Origin of the sequence: Pseudomonas sp. CIP-10, assembly GCF_020911845.1 — a bacterium.
Taxonomy (GTDB): Bacteria; Pseudomonadota; Gammaproteobacteria; order Pseudomonadales; family Pseudomonadaceae; genus Aquipseudomonas; species Aquipseudomonas alloputida.
Genome location: NZ_CP087160.1, coordinates 986,926 through 1,005,680, shown reverse-complemented (window position 1 = coordinate 1,005,680; position 18,755 = coordinate 986,926). Strand labels below are relative to the sequence as shown.

19 protein-coding genes, 1 tRNA gene and 1 pseudogene are annotated in these 18,755 nt (G+C 62.5%); 6 read left to right on the top strand and 15 right to left on the bottom strand.

The window, feature by feature from the left end; all coding sequences use genetic code 11:
* Positions 1-5: 5 nt before the first annotated feature.
* From secD to queA, 4 genes are all read right to left on the bottom strand, one after another.
* On the bottom strand, positions 6-1,868 hold the full coding sequence (gene secD / locus LMH93_RS04515; RefSeq protein ID WP_003248555.1) for a protein translocase subunit SecD: 1,863 nt from the start codon (positions 1,866-1,868) through the stop codon (positions 6-8).
* A gap of 63 nt (positions 1,869-1,931) precedes the next feature.
* On the bottom strand, positions 1,932-2,267 hold the full coding sequence (gene yajC, locus LMH93_RS04510; RefSeq protein WP_003248556.1) for a preprotein translocase subunit YajC: 336 nt from the start codon (positions 2,265-2,267) through the stop codon (positions 1,932-1,934).
* Positions 2,268-2,309: 42 nt separating this feature from the next.
* The gene (gene tgt, locus LMH93_RS04505) at positions 2,310-3,425 is read right to left on the bottom strand and encodes a tRNA guanosine(34) transglycosylase Tgt (RefSeq protein ID WP_003248558.1); all 1,116 of its coding nucleotides are present in this window, start codon (positions 3,423-3,425) and stop codon (positions 2,310-2,312) included.
* A gap of 14 nt (positions 3,426-3,439) precedes the next feature.
* Positions 3,440-4,489, bottom strand: coding sequence for a tRNA preQ1(34) S-adenosylmethionine ribosyltransferase-isomerase QueA (gene queA, locus LMH93_RS04500; RefSeq protein ID WP_004576301.1), 1,050 nt, complete (start codon positions 4,487-4,489; stop codon positions 3,440-3,442).
* A gap of 105 nt (positions 4,490-4,594) precedes the next feature.
* Between queA and LMH93_RS04495 the strand changes: the two genes are divergently transcribed.
* From LMH93_RS04495 to LMH93_RS04485, 3 genes are all read left to right on the top strand, one after another.
* A tRNA-Leu gene (locus LMH93_RS04495) sits at positions 4,595-4,679 on the top strand.
* 262 nt (positions 4,680-4,941) lie between these two features.
* Positions 4,942-5,589: a trypsin-like peptidase domain-containing protein gene (locus LMH93_RS04490; RefSeq protein WP_060538649.1), complete on the top strand. Its 648-nt coding sequence runs from the start codon at positions 4,942-4,944 to the stop codon at positions 5,587-5,589.
* Positions 5,590-5,759: 170 nt separating this feature from the next.
* On the top strand, positions 5,760-6,239 hold the full coding sequence (locus LMH93_RS04485; RefSeq protein WP_060538648.1) for a GNAT family N-acetyltransferase: 480 nt from the start codon (positions 5,760-5,762) through the stop codon (positions 6,237-6,239).
* A gap of 10 nt (positions 6,240-6,249) precedes the next feature.
* On the opposite strand, the gene LMH93_RS04480 is transcribed toward LMH93_RS04485, so the two are convergent.
* Both LMH93_RS04480 and LMH93_RS04475 read right to left on the bottom strand, forming a co-directional pair.
* Positions 6,250-6,546, bottom strand: coding sequence for an addiction module antidote protein (locus LMH93_RS04480; protein WP_102885857.1), 297 nt, complete (start codon positions 6,544-6,546; stop codon positions 6,250-6,252).
* Positions 6,543-6,835 (bottom strand): annotated as a pseudogene (locus LMH93_RS04475) (type II toxin-antitoxin system RelE/ParE family toxin). Before LMH93_RS04475 ends, LMH93_RS04480 begins: the two are co-directional and overlap by 4 nt.
* A 223-nt stretch (positions 6,836-7,058) precedes the next feature.
* Here LMH93_RS04475 and LMH93_RS04470 point away from each other — a divergent pair.
* A complete protein-coding gene (locus LMH93_RS04470) occupies positions 7,059-7,952 on the top strand; it encodes a bestrophin family protein (protein ID WP_003248571.1) in 894 nt (297 codons plus the stop codon).
* A gap of 36 nt (positions 7,953-7,988) precedes the next feature.
* Here LMH93_RS04470 and phnE read toward each other — a convergent pair whose 3' ends face one another.
* From phnE to LMH93_RS04450, 4 genes are read right to left on the bottom strand one after another with little or no spacing between them, the layout of a single operon-like run.
* Positions 7,989-8,756: a phosphonate ABC transporter, permease protein PhnE gene (phnE, locus tag LMH93_RS04465; RefSeq protein ID WP_060546155.1), complete on the bottom strand. Its 768-nt coding sequence runs from the start codon at positions 8,754-8,756 to the stop codon at positions 7,989-7,991.
* Positions 8,753-9,580: a PhnE/PtxC family ABC transporter permease gene (locus tag LMH93_RS04460; RefSeq protein ID WP_004576350.1), complete on the bottom strand. Its 828-nt coding sequence runs from the start codon at positions 9,578-9,580 to the stop codon at positions 8,753-8,755. The genes phnE and LMH93_RS04460 overlap by 4 nt, the downstream gene beginning before the upstream one ends.
* Positions 9,574-10,383 (bottom strand): phosphonate ABC transporter ATP-binding protein, encoded by an 810-nt coding sequence (locus LMH93_RS04455; protein WP_230064866.1) that lies wholly within the window; start codon positions 10,381-10,383, stop codon positions 9,574-9,576. Before LMH93_RS04455 ends, LMH93_RS04460 begins: the two co-directional genes overlap by 7 nt.
* A complete protein-coding gene (locus LMH93_RS04450; protein ID WP_012051233.1) occupies positions 10,380-11,234 on the bottom strand; it encodes a putative selenate ABC transporter substrate-binding protein in 855 nt (284 codons plus the stop codon). Before LMH93_RS04450 ends, LMH93_RS04455 begins: the two co-directional genes overlap by 4 nt.
* Positions 11,235-11,360: 126 nt before the next feature.
* Here LMH93_RS04450 and selD point away from each other — a divergent pair, with 126 nt between their 5' ends.
* Positions 11,361-12,395: a selenide, water dikinase SelD gene (selD, locus tag LMH93_RS04445; protein ID WP_003248580.1), complete on the top strand. Its 1,035-nt coding sequence runs from the start codon at positions 11,361-11,363 to the stop codon at positions 12,393-12,395.
* Positions 12,395-13,507, top strand: a complete 1,113-nt coding sequence (gene mnmH / locus LMH93_RS04440; protein ID WP_019750484.1) for a tRNA 2-selenouridine(34) synthase MnmH — start codon at positions 12,395-12,397, stop codon at positions 13,505-13,507. Before selD ends, mnmH begins: the two co-directional genes overlap by 1 nt.
* 135 nt (positions 13,508-13,642) lie before the next feature.
* Here mnmH and LMH93_RS04435 read toward each other — a convergent pair whose 3' ends face one another.
* The 5 genes from LMH93_RS04435 to LMH93_RS04415 form a co-directional block, all read right to left on the bottom strand.
* Positions 13,643-14,029, bottom strand: a complete 387-nt coding sequence (locus LMH93_RS04435) for a lysozyme inhibitor LprI family protein (RefSeq protein ID WP_230064865.1) — start codon at positions 14,027-14,029, stop codon at positions 13,643-13,645.
* Positions 14,030-14,049: 20 nt separating this feature from the next.
* Positions 14,050-14,589, bottom strand: a complete 540-nt coding sequence (locus LMH93_RS04430) for a hypothetical protein (protein ID WP_004576355.1) — start codon at positions 14,587-14,589, stop codon at positions 14,050-14,052.
* Between the two features lie 67 nt (positions 14,590-14,656).
* Positions 14,657-17,182, bottom strand: a complete 2,526-nt coding sequence (locus LMH93_RS04425; RefSeq protein WP_230064864.1) for a TonB-dependent siderophore receptor — start codon at positions 17,180-17,182, stop codon at positions 14,657-14,659.
* A gap of 76 nt (positions 17,183-17,258) precedes the next feature.
* Complete coding sequence (locus LMH93_RS04420) at positions 17,259-18,230, bottom strand: FecR family protein (protein WP_230064863.1); 972 nt, start codon at positions 18,228-18,230, stop codon at positions 17,259-17,261.
* A complete protein-coding gene (locus LMH93_RS04415; protein ID WP_180688830.1) occupies positions 18,227-18,754 on the bottom strand; it encodes a sigma-70 family RNA polymerase sigma factor in 528 nt (175 codons plus the stop codon). The genes LMH93_RS04420 and LMH93_RS04415 overlap by 4 nt, the downstream gene beginning before the upstream one ends.
* Position 18,755: the final 1 nt, after the last annotated feature.

The following is an 18,755-nucleotide window of genomic DNA, read 5'->3' as shown; positions in this document are numbered from 1 at the left end:
CTCCCTCAAACCCACAGCTTCTTGATGTCACGCCCGCCACAGGTCAGGTTGACCAATGCACGGGTCACCATGACGGCGGTGAACATCGAGGTGAAAATCCCGAGGGACATGGTGACCGCAAAGCCTTTGACCGGGCCGGTACCCATGGCAAACAGGATGCCGCCGACCAACAGGGTGGTCAGGTTGGCGTCGACGATTGCCGAGTAGGCGCGATTGAAGCCTTCGTGGATAGCGCGCTGCACCGACATACCAGCAGCAATCTCTTCGCGAATACGCGAGAAGATCAGCACGTTGGCGTCCACCGCCATACCCATGGTCAACACGATGCCGGCAATACCCGGCAGGGTCAGGGTCGCCCCCAGCAGCGACATCAACGCCAGCAGCAGCACCATGTTACCCGCCAGGGCGATGGTGGCCAGCACACCGAAGGCGCGGTAGATGGCGATGATGAACAGCGAGACGAACAGCATGCCCCACAGCGACGCATCGATACCCTTGGTGATGTTGTCAGCACCCAGGCTTGGGCCAATGGTACGTTCTTCAGCGAAGTACATCGGCGCGGCCAGACCACCAGCACGCAGCAGCAGGGCCAACTCGGACGATTCGCCCTGGCCGTTCAGACCGGTGATGCGGAACTGGCTGCCAAGCGGCGACTGGATGGTCGCCAGGCTGATGATTTTTTTCTCTTCGACGAAGCTTTGTACGGCAACGTCCTTCTCGACGCCGCCGACGGTTTGCTTGACGTAGCGGGTAACCGGCTTCTGCTCGATGAAGATCACCGCCATGCTACGGCCGACGTTGCTACGGGTAGCACGGCTCATCAGCTCGCCACCGTGGCCATCCAGGCGAATGTTCACCTGCGGGCGGCCATGCTCGTCGAAGCTGGCCTGGGCGTCGGTAACCTGGTCACCCGTGATGATCAGGCCCCGCTCGACTGCGGCGGAGCGGCCGCCATCACGGAACTCGAACACCTCGGTAGTGGCCTTGGATGCACCCGGTTCGGCACCGAAGCGGAACTCCAGGTTGGCCGTTTTACCAAGGATACGCTTGGCTTCGGCAGTGTCCTGCACGCCTGGCAGCTCGACCACGATACGGTTGGCGCCCTGGCGCTGTACCAGAGGCTCTGCCACACCCAGCTCGTTCACGCGGTTGCGCACGGTGGTGAGGTTCTGCTTGATCGAGTATTCGCGGATCTCGGCGACTTTCGCCTGGGTCAGCGCCAGACGCAGCACCGCAAGCTCGTTGCGGTCGGTGGTGGTCAGGTCGAAATCATTGAAATTCTTGCGGATCAGGGCACGTGCCTGTTCGCGGGTGGCATCGTCAGCGAAGCCCAGCATGATGCCGCCATCCTGCTGAGGCAGGCTGCGGTAGCGGACGCGCTCTTTGCGCAGCAAGGTCTTGACCTCGCCTTCGTAGACTTTCATGCGGGCAGTCATGGCCTTGTCCATGTCCACTTCCAGCAGGAAGTGCACACCACCAGACAGGTCCAGGCCCAGTTTCATCGGGCTTGCGCCCAGGTTGCGCAGCCATTGCGGGGTAGTCTGGGCCAGGTTCAGGGCCACGACGTAATCATCGCCCAGTGCCTTGCGCACTACATCCTTGGCTGGCAGCTGGTCTTCCTGATTGGTCAGGCGGATCAGCCCGCTGCCCTTTTCACCCAGGCTTGCGCCCTTGACAGCGATCTTGGCATCGACCAGCGCCTTGCTGACGCGATCAAGGTCGGCCTGATTCACCTGCAGCGCCGAGCTGGCACCGCTGATCTGTACCGCCGGGTCATCCGGGTAGAGGTTGGGAGCGGAATAAATGAAACCGACCACCAGTACCAGCACGATCAGTGCATATTTCCACAGAGGATATTTGTTCAGCATCACGCCGCCCGTTCAAGACGCGGGGCGCGTTGCGCGCCCCGACTGGAAAATAAAACCGGTAACTCAGATAGCCTTGAGCGTACCTTTTGGCAGGGTGGCAGCAATGGCACCCTTCTGGAACTTCAGCTCGACAGTGTCGGATACTTCCAGCACCACGAAGTCATCGGAAACCTTGACGATCTTGCCGGCGATGCCGCCGTTGGTGACAACTTCGTCACCTTTCTGCAAGTTGCTCAGCAGGTTCTTCTGCTCTTTCGCGCGCTTGGCCTGCGGGCGCCAGATCATCAGGTAGAAGATGACCAGGAAACCGACCAGGAAAATCCACTCGAAGCCGGTACCGGCTGGGCCAGCGGCAGGTGCTGCAGCGTCCGCGTATGCGGCGGGGATGAAGAAGCTCATTGGGCACTCCTAATGTAATTTTCTAATAATGGATGCGGACAGTCAGTCCAAGGGCGGTACAGGAAGCCCGCGCTTGGCGTAGAAGGCGTCGACAAAGGCGGCCAATTTACCCTGTTGAATAGCCTCGCGTAAACCGGCCATCAAGCGCTGATAATGGCGCAAGTTGTGGATGGTATTCAGCATGCTGCTCAGCATTTCGCCGCATTTGTCCAGATGATGGAGATAGGCGCGCGAGAAGTTGGTGCAGGTATAGCAGTCACAGGTCGGATCCAGCGGCGATTCATCGTGACGATGGAACGCATTGCGGATCTTGATCACCCCTGTATCAACGAACAGATGACCGTTGCGCGCGTTACGCGTCGGCATCACGCAGTCGAACATGTCGACGCCGCGGCGCACACCCTCAACGAGATCTTCCGGTTTGCCTACCCCCATAAGGTAACGAGGTTTGTCAGCAGGCATCTGGTCCGGCAGGTAATCCAGCACCTTGATCATTTCGTGCTTGGGCTCGCCCACCGACAGGCCGCCAATGGCCAGGCCGTCGAAACCGATGTTTTCCAGGCCTTCCAGCGAGCGCATGCGCAGGTCCTGGTACATGCCACCCTGAACAATGCCGAACAACGCTGCGGTGTTGTCGGCATGGGCGTTCTTCGAGCGCTGGGCCCAGCGCAGCGACAGCTCCATGGAAGTGCGTGCCACATCGTGCTCGGCCGGGTACGGGGTGCACTCGTCGAAGATCATTACCACGTCCGACCCCAGGTCACGCTGAACCTGCATCGACTCTTCCGGGCCCATGAACACCTTGGAACCATCGACCGGCGAAGCGAAGGTCACGCCCTCTTCCTTGATCTTGCGCATGGCACCCAGGCTGAATACCTGGAAACCACCGGAGTCGGTGAGAATCGGGCCTTTCCACTGCATGAAATCGTGCAGGCCGTTGTGCTTCTTGATCACCTCGGTGCCCGGACGCAGCCACAGGTGGAAGGTGTTGCCGAGGATCATCTCGGCGCCGATGGCCTCGATGTCGCGTGGCAGCATGCCCTTGACCGTGCCATAGGTCCCCACTGGCATGAATGCCGGGGTTTCCACGGTGCCACGTGGGAAGGTGATGCGACCCCGACGGGCCTTGCCGTCGGTGGCCAGCAGTTCGAAGGACATTCGACAGGTGCGACTCATGCTTGATCCTCGGGCCCGCGTGGCGCCGGATTGCGGGTGATGAACATGGCATCACCGTAACTGAAGAAGCGGTACCCATGCTCGACCGCCGCTGCGTAGGCAGCCATGGTCTCGGGGTAGCCGGCGAAAGCCGAGACCAGCATCAGCAGCGTGGACTCCGGCAGATGGAAGTTGGTGACCAGGGCATCGACCACATGGAACGGCCGGCCCGGGTAGATGAAGATGTCGGTGTCGCCACTGAAGGCCTTGAGCACGCCATCACGCGCGGCGCTTTCCAGCGAACGCACACTGGTGGTGCCAACCGCGATCACCCGACCACCACGGGCCCGGCAGGCCTCGATGGCATCGACCACATCCTGGCCCACTTCGAGCCACTCTTTATGCATGTGGTGGTCTTCGATCTTGTCGACCCGCACCGGCTGGAAGGTGCCGGCGCCCACATGCAGGGTGACGAAGGCGCGCTCGACGCCCTTGTCGGCGATCTTTTCCAGCAGCGCCTCGTCGAAGTGCAGGCCTGCGGTAGGCGCGGCAACCGCGCCGGCGCGCTGGGCGTACACGGTCTGGTAGCGCTCACGGTCGGCGCCCTCGTCCGGGCGGTCGATATAGGGCGGCAGCGGCATGTGGCCGACACGGTCGAGCAACGGCAGCACCTCTTCGGTGAAGCGAAGTTCGAACAGCGTGTCATGGCGCGCGACCATTTCGGCCTCGCCACCGCCATCGATGAGGATGACCGCGCCTACCTTGGGCGCCTTGCTGGCGCGCACATGGGCCAGCACCCGGTGGCTGTCGAGCACGCGTTCGACCAGTACCTCCAGCTTGCCGCCGGAGGCTTTCTGGCCGAACAACCGCGCCGGGATCACTCGGGTGTTGTTGAACACCATCAAGTCGCCGGGGCGCAGATAGTCGAGCAAGTCGGGGAATTGCCGGTGCGCCAGCGCGCCGGTAGGCCCATCGAGCACCAGCAGACGGCTGCCATGGCGCTCGGCCAACGGGTGGCGGGCGATCAGGGAATCAGGGAGTTCGAAGGAAAAATCGGCGACGCGCATGATGATGTTCGGTTCGGCAGGGCCGGGAAGTTTAGCCCAATGTGTGAAAATTGACCATGAAAGCCAATTGACCGACCAGCGGCACCTCTTTATACTGCGCGCCACGCCCTGATGGCGGAATTGGTAGACGCGGCGGATTCAAAATCCGTTTTCGAAAGGAGTGGGAGTTCGAGTCTCCCTCGGGGCACCAAAATCCGGAAAAAACCGACCTTACGGTCGGTTTTTTTTTGCTTGCGATTTATGCCCGTCATTGACGCCGCCCCCCTGACTCCCGCGCCTCCCCCCATACCTGCATTCTATTGGCCGCGCTGTGCACTGGCACTTAAGCTGTCATTCGTCAGATATATTCCGAAAGTATTGTTAGCGTAATGGCACTTAGCCATAGTAGCGCTCCCTTTTCTCCACGCACTGTGTATCCCATGAAAACAATCGCGCCCTGCATGGCGGCAATGATGCTGCTCAGTGGGTGCAATGGAGTGCCAACGTCGTACGTTTCAGATCCCGTCTACAACCAGGCGTTCGTGGTCACCTCAGGTGCCCCACTGCCGATGTTGCTGATGGCCAGCGCCATCCAGTGGAACGAGGATTACGCTGTAACCGCCAAACACACCCCCTTCCTGCGCAACGTGGTCCACGAGGGCCTCGGTGACGTAGTGTTCTTCAAGCACAAAGCCAGCAGCGTGCCGCACTGGCGCCAGTACGTGCCAGGGGAAGCCGTGACGGCGGTGGGCTTCAACAGTTTCATGATGCCGATGCAGGGCAAGGGCCATGCCCTGCCGTCACTGGTACGGCTTGAAGGTACGCCTGGCAGTGTTTTCTACTCGGTGCATGACGGCCCGATCACCAAGGGCATGTCGGGCGGGCCAGTGTTCGCCGATGACGGCACGGTGGTAGGCATCAACGTCGCCATCATTCCCACCAGCGAGATCGACGCCGGCAAGCGCCCGGACCTGGCCGGTAAAGATCGCATCAGCGTGTTCATGTCGTTTAGCGAGATCGACAAGGAATGGCGGCGCTATCAGTACCTGTTGGCACACAAGGCCAAGCCGAGGGCGCCGGCTGCGGTCAAAGGCTACGTGGCGGTGGCCGCCAAGCCGTGAATCGGGGCGCGGTGTTGGATGGAAAGCGGCCTATGATGTGAGCCTGATGGCCTCTTCGCGGGTAAACCCGCTCCTACAGGGCCTGCACAGGATTTGAGCCTTGTGCAGTACCTGTGAGAGCGGGGTTACCCGCGAAGAGGCCCTGCCAGCCAACGCGAGAAGGACCTGCCATGCACCTGACCCACCGCCCAATCCGGCCTGAAGACATCCCCGTTATCTGCAGCTTCCCGCAGAGCCCGGACGAACTGTTCTACATGTTCCCCAAAGCCACCTACCCCCTCACCCCCAACCAGCTGAGCGACGCCATAGCCCAACGCAGCGGCTCCACGGTAGTGGAAGGTAACGGCACTGTCCTGGCCTTCGCCAATTTCTACAAAGCCGAACATGGCGGCCTATGTGCCCTGGGCAACGTAGTGGTGGCCCCCAGCGCCCGCGGCCTTGGTGTAGCGCGTTATCTGGTAACGGCCATGATCGACCTCGCCCGCCAGCAGTACAGCGCCCGGGAGGTCTGGGTGTCATGCTTCAATCACAACACCGCAGGCTTGCTGCTTTATCCACAGCTGGGCTTCACACCGTTCGGCATCGAGGAGCGGCAGGCGTGGGACGGCACGCGGGTAGCGTTGGTGCAGATGAAGCAAATATTGACTTAACCGAGCTGGATCAGCGGGTCATTGCATGTGGCTGAACGAGAAGGTCCACCCCCAGAGCACGAATGACCCTCAATACAGTGTCAAAACGAGGCTTCGCGCCAGGGCTCAGCGCCTTGTACAGGCTTTCTCTACCCAGCCCACTCTCCGTAGCAATATGTGTCATGCCCCGTGCACGAGCGATATGGCCAAGTGCTCGAATGATTTCCTCGGTATCGCCATTTGATAGCACCTGGCTAAGGTATTCACTGATTGCCTCATCGCTGCTCAACAAGGCTGCCATATCAAACGGGATCAATTTTTTGCTCATTTCATCTCCTTCAGCAGCTTTCTGGCGTTGAGGATCTCGGCGGCTTGGGTGGACTTGTCGCCGCCGACCAGCAGTAAAACCAACCTCTGCCCCTTTTGCGTGAAATAGACGCGATAACCGGCAGCTACGTCGATGCGAAGCTCACCAATACCGCCTCCAAGCCACTTGAAGTCACCAAGATTGCCCGCCGCTGCTCGCTCCAGCCTACGACCTATCGCAGCCTGGCCCTCAAATCTCTCAAGCTCGATAGCCAAGCGGCAAAGCTTTCCGTCTGTTCAACGAGAAACATCAAGTGGTCACCCAATCGTATCCTTATGGATACACCCCTTCAAGGATTGAAGCGACCCACTCTGTCGTTTTTGAGCTGAATCAGGAATTCAGGCACGTCTGATAGGCTGGTCGGAGTTTTCCCTTCGTTTCAGCTACAAAATCCCTTGCAACATTCAACCCTCGAACCTTCGACGAGCCTTGGCGTCCCATCCTGCATCCCCCGCGTTTCGAGGTACCCCCGCGTGAAAGACGTCATCGCCCGCAAGTACCGCCTGGTGGTGAAGACCATCGGCTATATCGGTTGGTCGCTGTTCTGGCTGCTGATCTGGGATGTGCTGGTCACCATCGATTTCATGCTGTTCTTGAACAGCAAGTTCACCCTGCCACTGATCCCGCTGACCCTGCTGGGCTCAGCCTTGGTGGTGCTGGTGAGTTTTCGCAACAGCAGCGCCTACAACCGCTGGTGGGAGGCTCGCACCCTGTGGGGCGCGCTGGTGAACAGTTCGCGCAGCTTCGCCCGGCAGACGCTGACGCTGATCGATGACCCGGATGACAGCTTGAACCCGGTCAAGGCCACCCTGCTGCGCCGGCATATCGCCTATGTGAACTGCCTGGCGGCGCACCTGAAAGGTGAGCCCTGCCCGGAGGAGCTGATGGCCTTCATCCCGCCAGGTGAGTTCGAACGGCGCAACCGCTCGAACAATTTCGCCAATGACATTCTCGGCGGCTCGGCAGCCTTGCTGGCGCGGGAATACCAGGCCGGGCGACTGGACAGCATTCGCCTGGCGCGGCTGGAGTCGACGCTGGTAGACCTGTCTAACGCCCAGGGCGGCATGGAGCGGATTGCCAATACGCCATTGCCCTACCCCTATGTGTATTTCCCACGGCTGTTCATCACCCTGTTCTGCCTGATCGTGCCGGTGGGGCTGGTGGAGTCGTTGGGCTGGTTCACGCCGCTGGCGTCGACGGTGGTAGGGTTCATGTTGCTGGCCATCGAGCGGATCGGCACGGACTTGCAGAGCCCGTTCAGGTTCAGCGAGCATCAGATCCAGATGGATACCATATGCGAGACGATCGAGCGTAACCTGGAGTCGATGCAGCGGGAGGCGCAGTGTGCCGAGGCTGTAGACGCCTGAGAGATGTCAGGGCTGCTTTGCAGCCCGGGCTTTCCGTCAGGCCCGCACATAGCGCTGACGCAACACATCACTCGACACATCCACCAGCAACACCAACACCAGCATACCGATGATCACCGTGCTGGCCTGGGCCTCCTGGAACAGGCTCAAGGTGGTGTACAGCATCTGCCCCAACCCGCCCGCCCCGACGAACCCGAGCACGCTGGCCATGCGGATGTTGTTCTCCCAGCGGTACAAGCTGTAGGCCAGCAACTGCGGCCACAGGTTGGGCAGGGTACCAAAGCAGAACGCCGCCACTTGGCTGCCCCCCTGCAAACGGATCGCCGCCGCCGGCTCGGGCGGGGCGTTCTCAAGCGCCTCGGCAAACAACCGCCCCAGCACCCCAGCAGTGTGCAACGCCAAAGCCAGGGTACCGGCATTCGGCCCCAGCCCAGCCGCCAGCACAGTCAGCGCTGCCCACACCAGTTCAGGAATGGCACGCAAGGCATTGAGCAGCAAACGCGCGGCCCCTTGCAACGGCCAACCGAAGCGGCCCGCCGCCGGCAGTGCCAGCAACATCCCCACTACCATTGCCAACAAGGTGCCCATGCCAGACATGGCCAGGGTTTCCAGCGCCCCGCGCCACACCGCCTTGAGGTGCCCGGCAGACAGATCCGGCTGCAGGAAGCGCCCGGCGTACTCGCCCATCTGCCCCAGCCCGCCATTGCCGACCAGTGCGTGCAGGTCCAGCTCCAGATACGCGAACGAGGCCACCACCGCTGCCACGATGGCGCTCAGCAACACCCAATTGATCACCCGGTTCATGCCAGCCTCCAGCGCAGCAGGCGGCTGAGCAGGTCGGCCAGGATCACCAGCAGCAAGAACGTCAACAGCATGCTCGCTACTTGCGCACCCGCAAACATGCGCATCGACAGGTCGATCTGCTGGCCCAGCCCGCCAGCACCGACAAAGCCCATCACCACCGAAGCCCGCACCGCGCACTCCCAGCGGTACACGGTGTACGACACCACTTCGGAGGCAGCATTGGGCAGGATGCCGTAGAAAAACGCCGCCAGCCGGCCACTGCCCGCCTGCAACAAGGCATGCGCCGGGCGCTGGTCGACCGACTCGAAGATTTCGGCATAGACCTTGCCGAGCATGCCACTGTAGGTGATGGCGATAGCCAGTACGCCCGCCGTCGGCCCCAGCCCCACGGCGCGCACGAACAGCAACGCCCAGACGATCTCCGGCACGCTACGCAGGAAAATCAGCAGCCCACGCACCGGCAGGCGCAACAGTCGCGACCACAACCCGGCCCGCCCGCCGCGTGAAGCAGCACGCAAGGACAAGGCACGGCTGGCCAGCAAGCCAGCCGGGATCGCCAACAACAACGCCAGCGCCATGCCGGCAGTCGCCACGGCCAGGGTCTGCAAGGTGGCTTCATACAGCAGTGCAAGAAAATCGGCATCATGTGCCGGCGGCCAGAAGGCGCTGGTAAAGCTGGCAATCTGCTGACGGTTGTCCGCCTGCAACAGCACCCCGGGGTTCAGTTCGCTTGTCTGGATAGCCGGCCACAGTACTGCCACCGCCAACAGGGCCAGCAGCAACCGCGGCAGCAGCGCCGGGTCGCGGGCGTCGGCCTTCAGCATCGCGGAATCTGCACAGTCAGGGTCGTCCCCTGGGTGGGCGGCGGAGCCAGTTGTTCGTTGGCGTATAGCGCGTCCAGCAGTTGCTCGGTGACCGCTTCGGCCGGGCAGTCGAACACAACCTGCCCTTCCCGAATGCCAATCACCCGCGGAAAATGCGCCAGCGCGAGCTCTACGGCGTGCAGGCTCGCCACCAACGTCACGCCAGTCGCTTGGGCATGGCGATTGAGCAAGGCCAGGCTGTGGTCGGCCAACACCGGGTCCATGGCCGACACCGGTTCGTCGGTCAGCAGCACCTGCGGGCGCTGGTACAACGCCCGAGCAATGCCCACCCGCTGCAACTGGCCACCGGACAACTGCCCACACTGCACGAACAGCTTGTCGGCCAGGCCCAGTTCGGCCAACACCTGGCGCGCCCCCGGTACATCGCTGGGGTACAGCAGGTTGAGCAAGCCGCGCAGCGTACCCCACTGCCCCAGGCGACCCGCCAGCACTGCGGTCACTACCCGCTGACGCGGTGGCAAAGGCGGCGCCTGATGCACCAGGCCAACCTGCGCGCGCAGTCGCTGGCGTGCCCTTGCCGACAGCGCCCAAGGCTGCTCGCCAAGCAACTCCAGGCGCCCACTGGTGGGCTGAACGGCCGTGGCCATCAGGTGCAGCAAGCTGGACTTGCCCGCCCCCGACGGCCCGATGATGGCGACACGCTCGCCCTGCGCGATCCGCAGGCTCACCGCGTCAAGCGCGCGTACCTGGCCATGGCGCAGGCTGGCACCGTGAAGATGGATTGCCGCATTCGAAGCTGTCACTTGAGCAGGCCGGCCTCGCGTGCAGCTTGTTCGGTGCCCTTGTAGTTCTCAGGCTTGGTCTCGATGAAGCGGCTGGCGGCCTGCAGGTCCAGGATCGCCTTGTGCTCCGGGTTGCTCGGGTCAAGGTCCAGGAAGGCTTTCTTGATTTTCTGTTTCAACGCCGGGTCCATGTTGCCGCGCACGGTCCAGTTGTAGTCGAAGTAGGTCGGGGTGGTGGCGAACACCTTCACCTTGGTGGTGTCGACCTTGCCGGCATCCACCAGCTTTTGCCACACGCTGGCGTTCAGCACGCCACCCTCGACCTTGCCAGCCTGTACCCAGGCCACGGTGGCATCATGGGCGCCAGAATAGGCCACGCGGCTGAAGTACTCTTCAGGCTTGATATTGTCCTGCTTGAGCATGAAGTAACGCGGCATCAGGCTGCCCGAGGTGGACGAAATGGAACCGAAGGCAAACGACTTGCCCTTCAGGTCGGTCAGGCTTTTCACGTCGGGGTTGGCGGTGATGAACTTGGACGTGAACTGAGCGTCCTGCTCACGCTGTACCAGTGGCGTGGCGGTCGGGTCCTTCAGGTGCACCTGAACGAACGTGAAGCCCCCCAGCCAGGCCAGGTCGAGACGGTCTGCGGCCAGCGACTCCACCACCGCCGGGTAGTCGGCCACGGGTACGAACTTCACCTCCATGCCCAGTTGCTTGGCCAGGTATTCACCCAAAGGCTTGAACTTGCGCTGCAGCTCGGTCGGCGCTTCGTCGGGGATGGCGCTGACACGCAGGGTTTCGGCGGCCTGAACGACAGCGGCACAGCAAGACAGCACGAGGCCGGCGGCAAGCGCCAGGGGGCGGTTGAGCATGGGTGTTCTCCGGTTCAATAGCGGGGAAGTGCCGACACATTTGCCGACACCGGGAATTATAAGAGGCAAGGGCCTAAAGGCCAGCTTTGCTACAATCGCGCAACAATTTGACCTGCAGAGGTGCATATGAGCGAGCCGATTCGCCTGACCCAGTACAGCCATGGCGCCGGCTGTGGCTGCAAGATCTCCCCCAAGGTGCTGGACGTGATCCTCGCCGAAAGCGGCACCCAGGCCCTGGACCCGAAACTGTGGGTCGGCAATGCCTCGCGCGACGATGCAGCAGTGTACGCGCTGGACGACGAGCGCGGCGTGGTTTCGACCACCGACTTTTTCATGCCGATCGTCGATGACCCTTACGACTTCGGTCGCATTGCCGCCACCAACGCCATCAGCGACATCTATGCCATGGGCGGCGACCCGCTGATGGCCATTGCCATCCTCGGCTGGCCGGTCAACGTGCTGCCGCCGGAAGTCGCCCGCGAAGTCATCCGCGGCGGCCGCGCAGTGTGTGCCGAAGCGGGTATCCCGCTGGCCGGCGGCCACTCGATCGACGCGCCTGAGCCGATCTTTGGCCTGGCCGTCACCGGCGTGGTCAATAAACGCCACCTCAAACGCAACGACACTGCCAGCGCGGGCTGCCAGCTGTACCTGACCAAGCCCCTGGGCATCGGCATCCTCACCACCGCCGAAAAGAAGGCCAAGCTGCGCGTGCAAGACCAAGGCCTGGCCCGTGACTGGATGTGCACCCTCAACACGCCCGGCAGCCGCTTCGGCAAGCTGGACGGGGTCAAGGCCATGACCGACGTCACCGGCTTCGGCCTGCTCGGCCACCTGGTCGAGCTGGCCGAAGGCAGCGGCCTCACCGCGCACCTGAACTACGCCGCCGTGCCACGCCTGCCTAGCGTCGACCACTACCTGGCCGAAGGCTGCATCCCCGGTGGAACCCTGCGCAACTACGACAGCTACGGGCACAAGATCGGCGCCCTCAGCGACGACCAGAAGCACCTGCTGTGCGATCCGCAGACCAGCGGTGGCTTGCTGGTTGCTGTTGCCCCGGAGGGTGAAACCGAGTTCCTCGCCGTGGCTGCCGAACTGGGCCTGAAACTGTCTCCGATCGGCAAGCTGGTCGAGCGACAGAGCCATGCGGTCGAGGTGATCTGATGCGCCCCGACTGCACCGACTTCCGTCAGCTGTTCCTCGACGACGTGCCGATGATGGACATGCGCGCCCCCGTCGAATTCGCCAAAGGCGCCTTCCCTGGCGTAGTAAACCTGCCGCTGATGAACGACCAGGAGCGGCAGAAGGTCGGCACCTGCTACAAGCAGCAGGGCCAGGCCGCCGCCATCGCCCTGGGCCACCAGCTGGTCAGTGGCACCACCAAGCAAGCCCGCCTGGAGGCCTGGGCAGCGTTTGCCAAGGCGCACCCTGACGGTTACCTGTACTGCTTCCGTGGCGGCCTGCGTTCGCAGATCGTGCAGGGCTGGCTGCGCGATGAGGCGGGTATTCAGTACCCGCGTGTCAAAGGCGGCTACAAGGCCATGCGTACCTTCTTGCTGGAGACTACCCAGCAAGCGGTAGAGCAATGTGATTTCGTACTGGTCGGTGGACTGACCGGTACCGGCAAGACCGATGTGCTGCACCAGTTGGACAACGTGCTGGACCTTGAAGGCCACGCCAACCATCGCGGCTCCAGTTTCGGCAAGCGCGCCACGGCGCAACCGGCGCAGATCGACTTTGAAAACCAGCTGGCAATCGACGTGCTGAAAAAGCGCGCCCGCGGTATCGGGCAGTTTGTGCTGGAAGATGAAGGCCGCATTGTTGGCAGCTGCACGGTGCCGCTGGAGTTGTACCAAGGCATGCAGCATTACCCGCTGGTGTGGCTTGAAGACAGCTTCACCAACCGCGTGGAGCGCATCCTGCGCGACTACGTGGTCAACCTGAGCGCCGAGTTCAAGGCCGTGCATGGCGAAGAAGACGGTCCCCGGCTGTTTGCCGAGCGCATGCTGCAGAGCATGGCCAACATCTACAAGCGTTTGGGTGGAGAGCGCCATCAGCGCTTGTCCGAGATGCTGCGCGAAGCCCTGCAAGAGCAGCAGCGCAGCGGCGCAGTAGACCTGCACCGGGGCTGGATCGAAGGCTTGCTGAACGAGTACTACGACCCGATGTATGCCTACCAGCGCGCAGCCAAGGCCGAGCGCATCGAGTTTGCCGGGGATGCCGTGGAGGTGCGCGAGTACCTCAAGGCCCGGGCGCTGCGCCAACCGCGTAAATAGAACCAGCACCCTGCAGTGCCCTGTAGGAGCGGGTTCACCCGCGAAGAAGGCAACGCGGAGCATGACACCGGCAAAGCCGGTGTTCGCGGCTGAACCCGCGCCTGCAAATGTGGGCCAATCATGCCTGAACAGGCGCTACTGCCCAGGGCTAAGCACCCGCTCCAGCTCCGCAGCTCGGTCGCGGGTCATGTCCATCATGCAGCTGCCACCTTCCAGCTGCGCCAGGGTCCCACCACTGGCCTGTACATGGAACTGGCAATTGCCATCACGGTAGGCCAGCCACTTGCGCTGCACATCCCGCAGGCTCTTCTGTTGCCCGGCATCCAGCTTGCCCATCAGCTGCTTGTACACCCGGTTCAAGCGCTGGTCCTGCACTTGCGTTTCGGCCCCGATGCACGCGCTCATGGCCACGGTGCTGGAGGCCTTGTCCATGCACTGCCCGTAGGCCGCCGTGTAATCGTCCGCCAACGCTACCGGTAGCACGCAGGCCAGTGCCAGGCCTGCCAGGTAATGCTTGATCATGCTAACCCTCCTTGTGGGTATCAAAGCGTCTGCGGCTGCTCCGGAGGCATCAGCACCTTGCCTGGCTCGAAGCGCAGCGAGGGCATTTGCGTCGCTGCATACAACGTTACCCCCAGGGCAGCAATCAAGGCGACATCAAGCCAGTTCCAGCCTGGCATGTCGTCAGCCCTTCGCGCCTTCCAGCAAAACCAGGCTTGCCCCAGGCAAAACACTACCATCGCTACCAGCCACAGGTAGAAGCCAGCACCAAAACCGGTAAGGTCATGAAACTCATAGCTGCGGTTATCCGGCAAGCGGTCGATGCCAAAACTGCTGGCAGCCAGATACGCCGCACCAAGCCCGGCCAGCAAGGCCAGCCGGCGAAACCGCCGATGAGCCAGGATGGCCAGTGCCAGCAGCGGATTGGCAAACCATTGGTACAAGCCGAACGGCATGCCCCATGGCCCGTACAGCAGCATCTGCAGGGCCGGCATATGACGCTCGCCGCTCATCAGCGCGCCATCGAAGAACAGGGCGAGCAAATACAGCAGCAGGCTGATACTCAGGTAGAAAGCGGGCAAAGGGGATTCCTGAGAGAAACGGGACAGCCTACGACCTTAACCCAGGCCCTGCCCCGCTTCCAAACCCTCAATAGGTGCCGCGCAGGGTCACCATGAAGTTGCGTGGTTCACCATAGTAGTTGCCATAGGTCGAAGTACCCACAGTTTCGTAGTACTTCTTGTCGAACAGGTTGTTGCCGTTGAGCGTGACGTTCCAGTGATCATCGACACGGTATTCGACCAACGCGTTCCAGATCGCATAGCCGCTCTGGTCGAAGTCGAACGGTACGTTTCGCTCAACCAGCGCGCCGCTGCTGTCGTAGCGATTCACTGTACCGCTCATGTACGTGGCGCTTTGCACCTGCACGCCGCCGCCGACCTTGAAGTCGCTGAGGATACCCGGCAGCCGGTAGGTGCTGTACAGCTTGAACAGGTGCTTTGGCATCACCGTGCTCAGCGGTGCATCGGCGCTGCGGTTGCGGTTCAGGTTGAAGGTGTAGCCCCCCACCAGCATCCAGTCCGGCAGCAGCTCGCCAGACAGCTCCATGTCGATGCCCTTGCTCACCACCTTACCGTTGGACACATAGCAGCAGCTGCCCGAGAAGCCGGCGTTGGTGGCCAGGAAGTTCGGGTCTTGCACCGCTTCGTTTTCGCGGGTGCTGTAGTACAGCGCCACGCTGGCGTTGAGTGCGCCGTTGAACAACTCACCCTTGAGGCCGGTTTCGTAGGTTTTGCCGGTCATGGGCTCAAGCGGCGAACCGCTTTGCGCAGGGCCGCTGATTCGGCTGGACTGCGGTTTGTAGATTTCCGAATAGCTGACGTATGTCGACCATTGATCGTCAAGGTCGTAGACCAGGCCACCGAACGGGGTGACCTTCGTGCCTATACGCTGCTCCGGGCTGGAGATACTTGCTGGCGAGGTCAGGTTGTTGGTGTAGGTCTGCCAAAAGTGGAAACGCTGTGCACGCGCACCGACAATCAGGTGCAGGGGTTCGGCCAGCTGCAAACGCAGGCTGCCGTACAGGCCGTACTGACGTTGCGAGTTGGGGCTGTAGTCGCGCTTGTAGTCACGCCCGTTGCCGGGGTCGTCGAATGCCGAGCTGTCGGGGTCGAACACGTTGGCCGGCGCGCCCGAGGCGGCATAAGGCGCAGTGCCCAGCCACCGGCTGTCGATCTTCTGGTAGTCGGCGCCGAAGACCACTTCATGGTCCAGACCAAAGGCCTGGAAGTGGCCAGAGACGTTACCGTCATACAGGTGCTGCTCGTTCTCCTGGCGGGTCGAGGTGCCGTACCAGGTCGCCCCGGTATTGGTCACCGGGTCTACTGCATTCAGGGTGGTCGCCGTCTTGAACAGCCCAAGGTCCCAAGTGTTGGTGTAGCTGAGGTTAAGCTTCCAGTCGTCGTTGAATCGGTGGTCCACCTTGGCGAAGTACTCGCGCGCGGTGGCGTCGAGGTAGGCCCAATTCTTGGTCAGGCCGGTATGCCGTGGCAGGTTCAGGTCAGCACCATTGCTGTAGCGCGGCACCGCACTGTTGCTGCCAGTTTCGTGGGATTTGTTGTAGCGAGCGCCGAAGGTGAGCATGGTGTCGTCCGTAACGTCCGCCTCCAGCACGCCATACACCAACGGCCGCTCGGTGGCGCGGTTGTCGGTGAAATACTGGCGATCGGTGTTGGACATCACCAGGCGACCGCGCACGCGGCCATCCCAGCCCAGCGGGCCGGACAGGTCGAACTCCTGGCGATAGTTGTCCCAGCTACCGGCCGACAGGGTCAGCTTCAGCTGGTTAAAGGAAGTCGGCCGCTTGCGCACCATGTTGATGATGCCACCCGGGTCACCCGAGCCACCATACAACGCAGCAGTACCACGCAGTACCTCGATGTGGTCGAACTCGGCCAGTTCGAAGATGTTCGACGAATAGAACGAACCCATGGCGGTGCCCAGCGCCTGCGGTGCGGCGCCGTCGATCTGCAGGTTCTGGATACTGAAACCACGCGAGAGGAAGTCCTGGGTGCGGAAGGTGGTGCTCTGGGTGACGATGCCCGGCGTCACTTTCATCGCCTGGTTGATGTCGGTCAGTTGCTGGTCTTCAATCAGCTGGCGAGTCACGGTCGACACCGATTGCGGCGTCTGGCGCAAGCTGGTCGGGGTCTTGGAGCCAACGCTGATCAGGCCCGGTGCGTAGGAGCCGGTGTTCTCGGTACTCTGGCCCATGCCCTGCCCGGCTACTGTGGTCACGCCAAGTTCCATCGCCTCACTGCTCACCGCCGCTTGCGGCTCGGCCACCAGCCGGTAGCCGTTATCGCTACGCTCTACCCGGTAGCCACTGCCGGCCAGCAGCACGGCGAAACCGCTGTCCACCGAATACAGGCCATGCAAGCCGTTGCTTTGCAGGCCGGCCAGTGCTTCAGGGGTGAAGGCCAGCGACACGGCGGCTTGCTGGGCATAGCTGCCAAGCGCCTGGGCGAGGTTGCCGGCGGGCACTTCGAAGCTGCGGCGGGCGGCCTCCTCGGCGACGGCCGGCAGGGCCGCAACGGACAGGGCCAGCCCGGCCCAGGAAAGGCGCAGGGCCAGGGCTAGCGGGCTGAGGACGGGGTGGCCAGGGAATCGGCGCATGGTGGATCGGCTCCTTGTTCTTGATCGGTTGGCCTCTTGTCTGACGGGCCACTGCGCAGAAGCGGAACCACCTGGATCAATTTTCTCGTGAGACGGGCTCGACCGTGGTCCACCAGCGGCCAACGCCGCCGATACGAATCGGCAGCGCCTCGGCCAGCAGGCGCAGGGCTCTTTCGCTGTCATCCAGCGGCAGTACCGCCGACACCTTGATCGCCTGCATTGCCTGGCGGTCGAAGCGCAGCACGCCACGGCGTTGCTCGGCCAAGGCATCGAGCACCTGGTCGAGCGGTACGCCGTCGGCCACCAACTGGTGATGCTGCCAGGCCCGATCGACCCGCGCCGGGTCGATGGCCGGCAACGGGCCAAGCCCGTCACGCGCCACCCATGCCCGCTCGCCCGGGCCCACGACCAACTGATCGCCGGACACGGCAGTGCGCGCCTCGACCCGGGACTCAAGCATGGTCAGCTCGCTGCGAGCGTGGCCTTGGCTGACCACGAAGCGCGTACCCAGGGCCTTGAAGCTGCCTTCGTCGGTCTGTATCACGAAGGGTCGCGTTGGGTCATGGCTGACATCCACCAGCACCTGGCCATGCAGCAGGCGGATGCGCCGCTCGCCAGTGCTGAACTCGACATCCACTGCAGAGTTGCCGGCCAAGGTCAGCTGCGAGCCATCTGCCAGGGTTTGGCTGCGCCACTCCGCCGGCGCGGTATGCAAGTCGGCCAGCCAGTCGCGCGGCGTTCCACCGGAAAGGCTCAGTGTGCCCAGCAAGGAGATTGCCAGGGCCAAACCGAGCAAAGTGCGCCGTGCGCCCGAGCCTGGAGCCGAAACCTGTACGCCGGCGCGCAGCCCCGCGCCCACCGACCCGCGTTGCTCGCGCAGTGCCTGCACCTGGCTGATCACCCCTTGCATGCGGCGCAAGGTGGCGCCGTGGCGTGGGTCGGCCTGCAGCCAGGCGTCGAACTCACGCGCCTCGTCGGCATCCAGTTCACCCTCGCCCAGGCACAGGGCCCATTCGGCAGCTTCCTGTTCGATACGCGAGGGATTCACGGTTCGGCAATGTCCAGCGTGCGGTGGCAATGGATCAGGGCCTGGGCCAGGTACTTGCGCACCATCCGCGGGGAAATGTGCAGGCGTTTGGCAATCTGAGGCTGGGTCAGGTCGTCCAGGTAGTAACCGACGAAGGCCTCGCGGGCATTCACGTGCAGGCCTTCCAGCAGAAAAGCGATCTGCTCCAGCGCTTCGAGGGTGATGAGGATGCTTTCGGGCGACTGGTGCCCCTCCAGCACCTCGGCAGCCAAGGCAAGTTCGCTGAGGTAGGCCTCTTCGATTTGCTGTCGGCGCACCCGGTCGATCAACAGGCGGCGTGCAGTGGTACTGAGGTAGGCGCGTGGCTCGCGCATGCCCAGCAAGGCATCACGCGAGGCCAGAATGCGCACGAAGGTGTCCTGGGCCAGATCGGCTGCGCTGTGCGAACAACGCAGCTTGCGACGTAGCCAGCTGAAAAGCCAGCCATGGTGCTCGCTGTACAGCTGTTCAAGCGGGTACGGGCTCGGTGAGTCGGCTACGGGCATG

Coding starts and splice junctions, on each gene's coding strand:
- secD (WP_003248555.1), bottom strand. CDS start 1,868: ATGCTGAACAAATATCCTCTGTGGAAATATGCACTGATCGTGCTGGTA.
- yajC (WP_003248556.1), bottom strand. CDS start 2,267: ATGAGCTTCTTCATCCCCGCCGCATACGCGGACGCTGCAGCACCTGCC.
- tgt (WP_003248558.1), bottom strand. CDS start 3,425: ATGTCCTTCGAACTGCTGGCCACCGACGGCAAGGCCCGTCGGGGTCGC.
- queA (WP_004576301.1), bottom strand. CDS start 4,489: ATGCGCGTCGCCGATTTTTCCTTCGAACTCCCTGATTCCCTGATCGCC.
- LMH93_RS04490 (WP_060538649.1), top strand. CDS start 4,942: ATGCTGCTCAGTGGGTGCAATGGAGTGCCAACGTCGTACGTTTCAGAT.
- LMH93_RS04485 (WP_060538648.1), top strand. CDS start 5,760: ATGCACCTGACCCACCGCCCAATCCGGCCTGAAGACATCCCCGTTATC.
- LMH93_RS04480 (WP_102885857.1), bottom strand. CDS start 6,546: ATGAGCAAAAAATTGATCCCGTTTGATATGGCAGCCTTGTTGAGCAGC.
- phnE (WP_060546155.1), bottom strand. CDS start 8,756: ATGAACCGGGTGATCAATTGGGTGTTGCTGAGCGCCATCGTGGCAGCG.
- LMH93_RS04460 (WP_004576350.1), bottom strand. CDS start 9,580: ATGCTGAAGGCCGACGCCCGCGACCCGGCGCTGCTGCCGCGGTTGCTG.
- LMH93_RS04450 (WP_012051233.1), bottom strand. CDS start 11,234: ATGCTCAACCGCCCCCTGGCGCTTGCCGCCGGCCTCGTGCTGTCTTGC.
- selD (WP_003248580.1), top strand. CDS start 11,361: ATGAGCGAGCCGATTCGCCTGACCCAGTACAGCCATGGCGCCGGCTGT.
- mnmH (WP_019750484.1), top strand. CDS start 12,395: ATGCGCCCCGACTGCACCGACTTCCGTCAGCTGTTCCTCGACGACGTG.
- LMH93_RS04435 (WP_230064865.1), bottom strand. CDS start 14,029: ATGATCAAGCATTACCTGGCAGGCCTGGCACTGGCCTGCGTGCTACCG.
- LMH93_RS04425 (WP_230064864.1), bottom strand. CDS start 17,182: ATGCGCCGATTCCCTGGCCACCCCGTCCTCAGCCCGCTAGCCCTGGCC.
- LMH93_RS04415 (WP_180688830.1), bottom strand. CDS start 18,754: ATGCCCGTAGCCGACTCACCGAGCCCGTACCCGCTTGAACAGCTGTAC.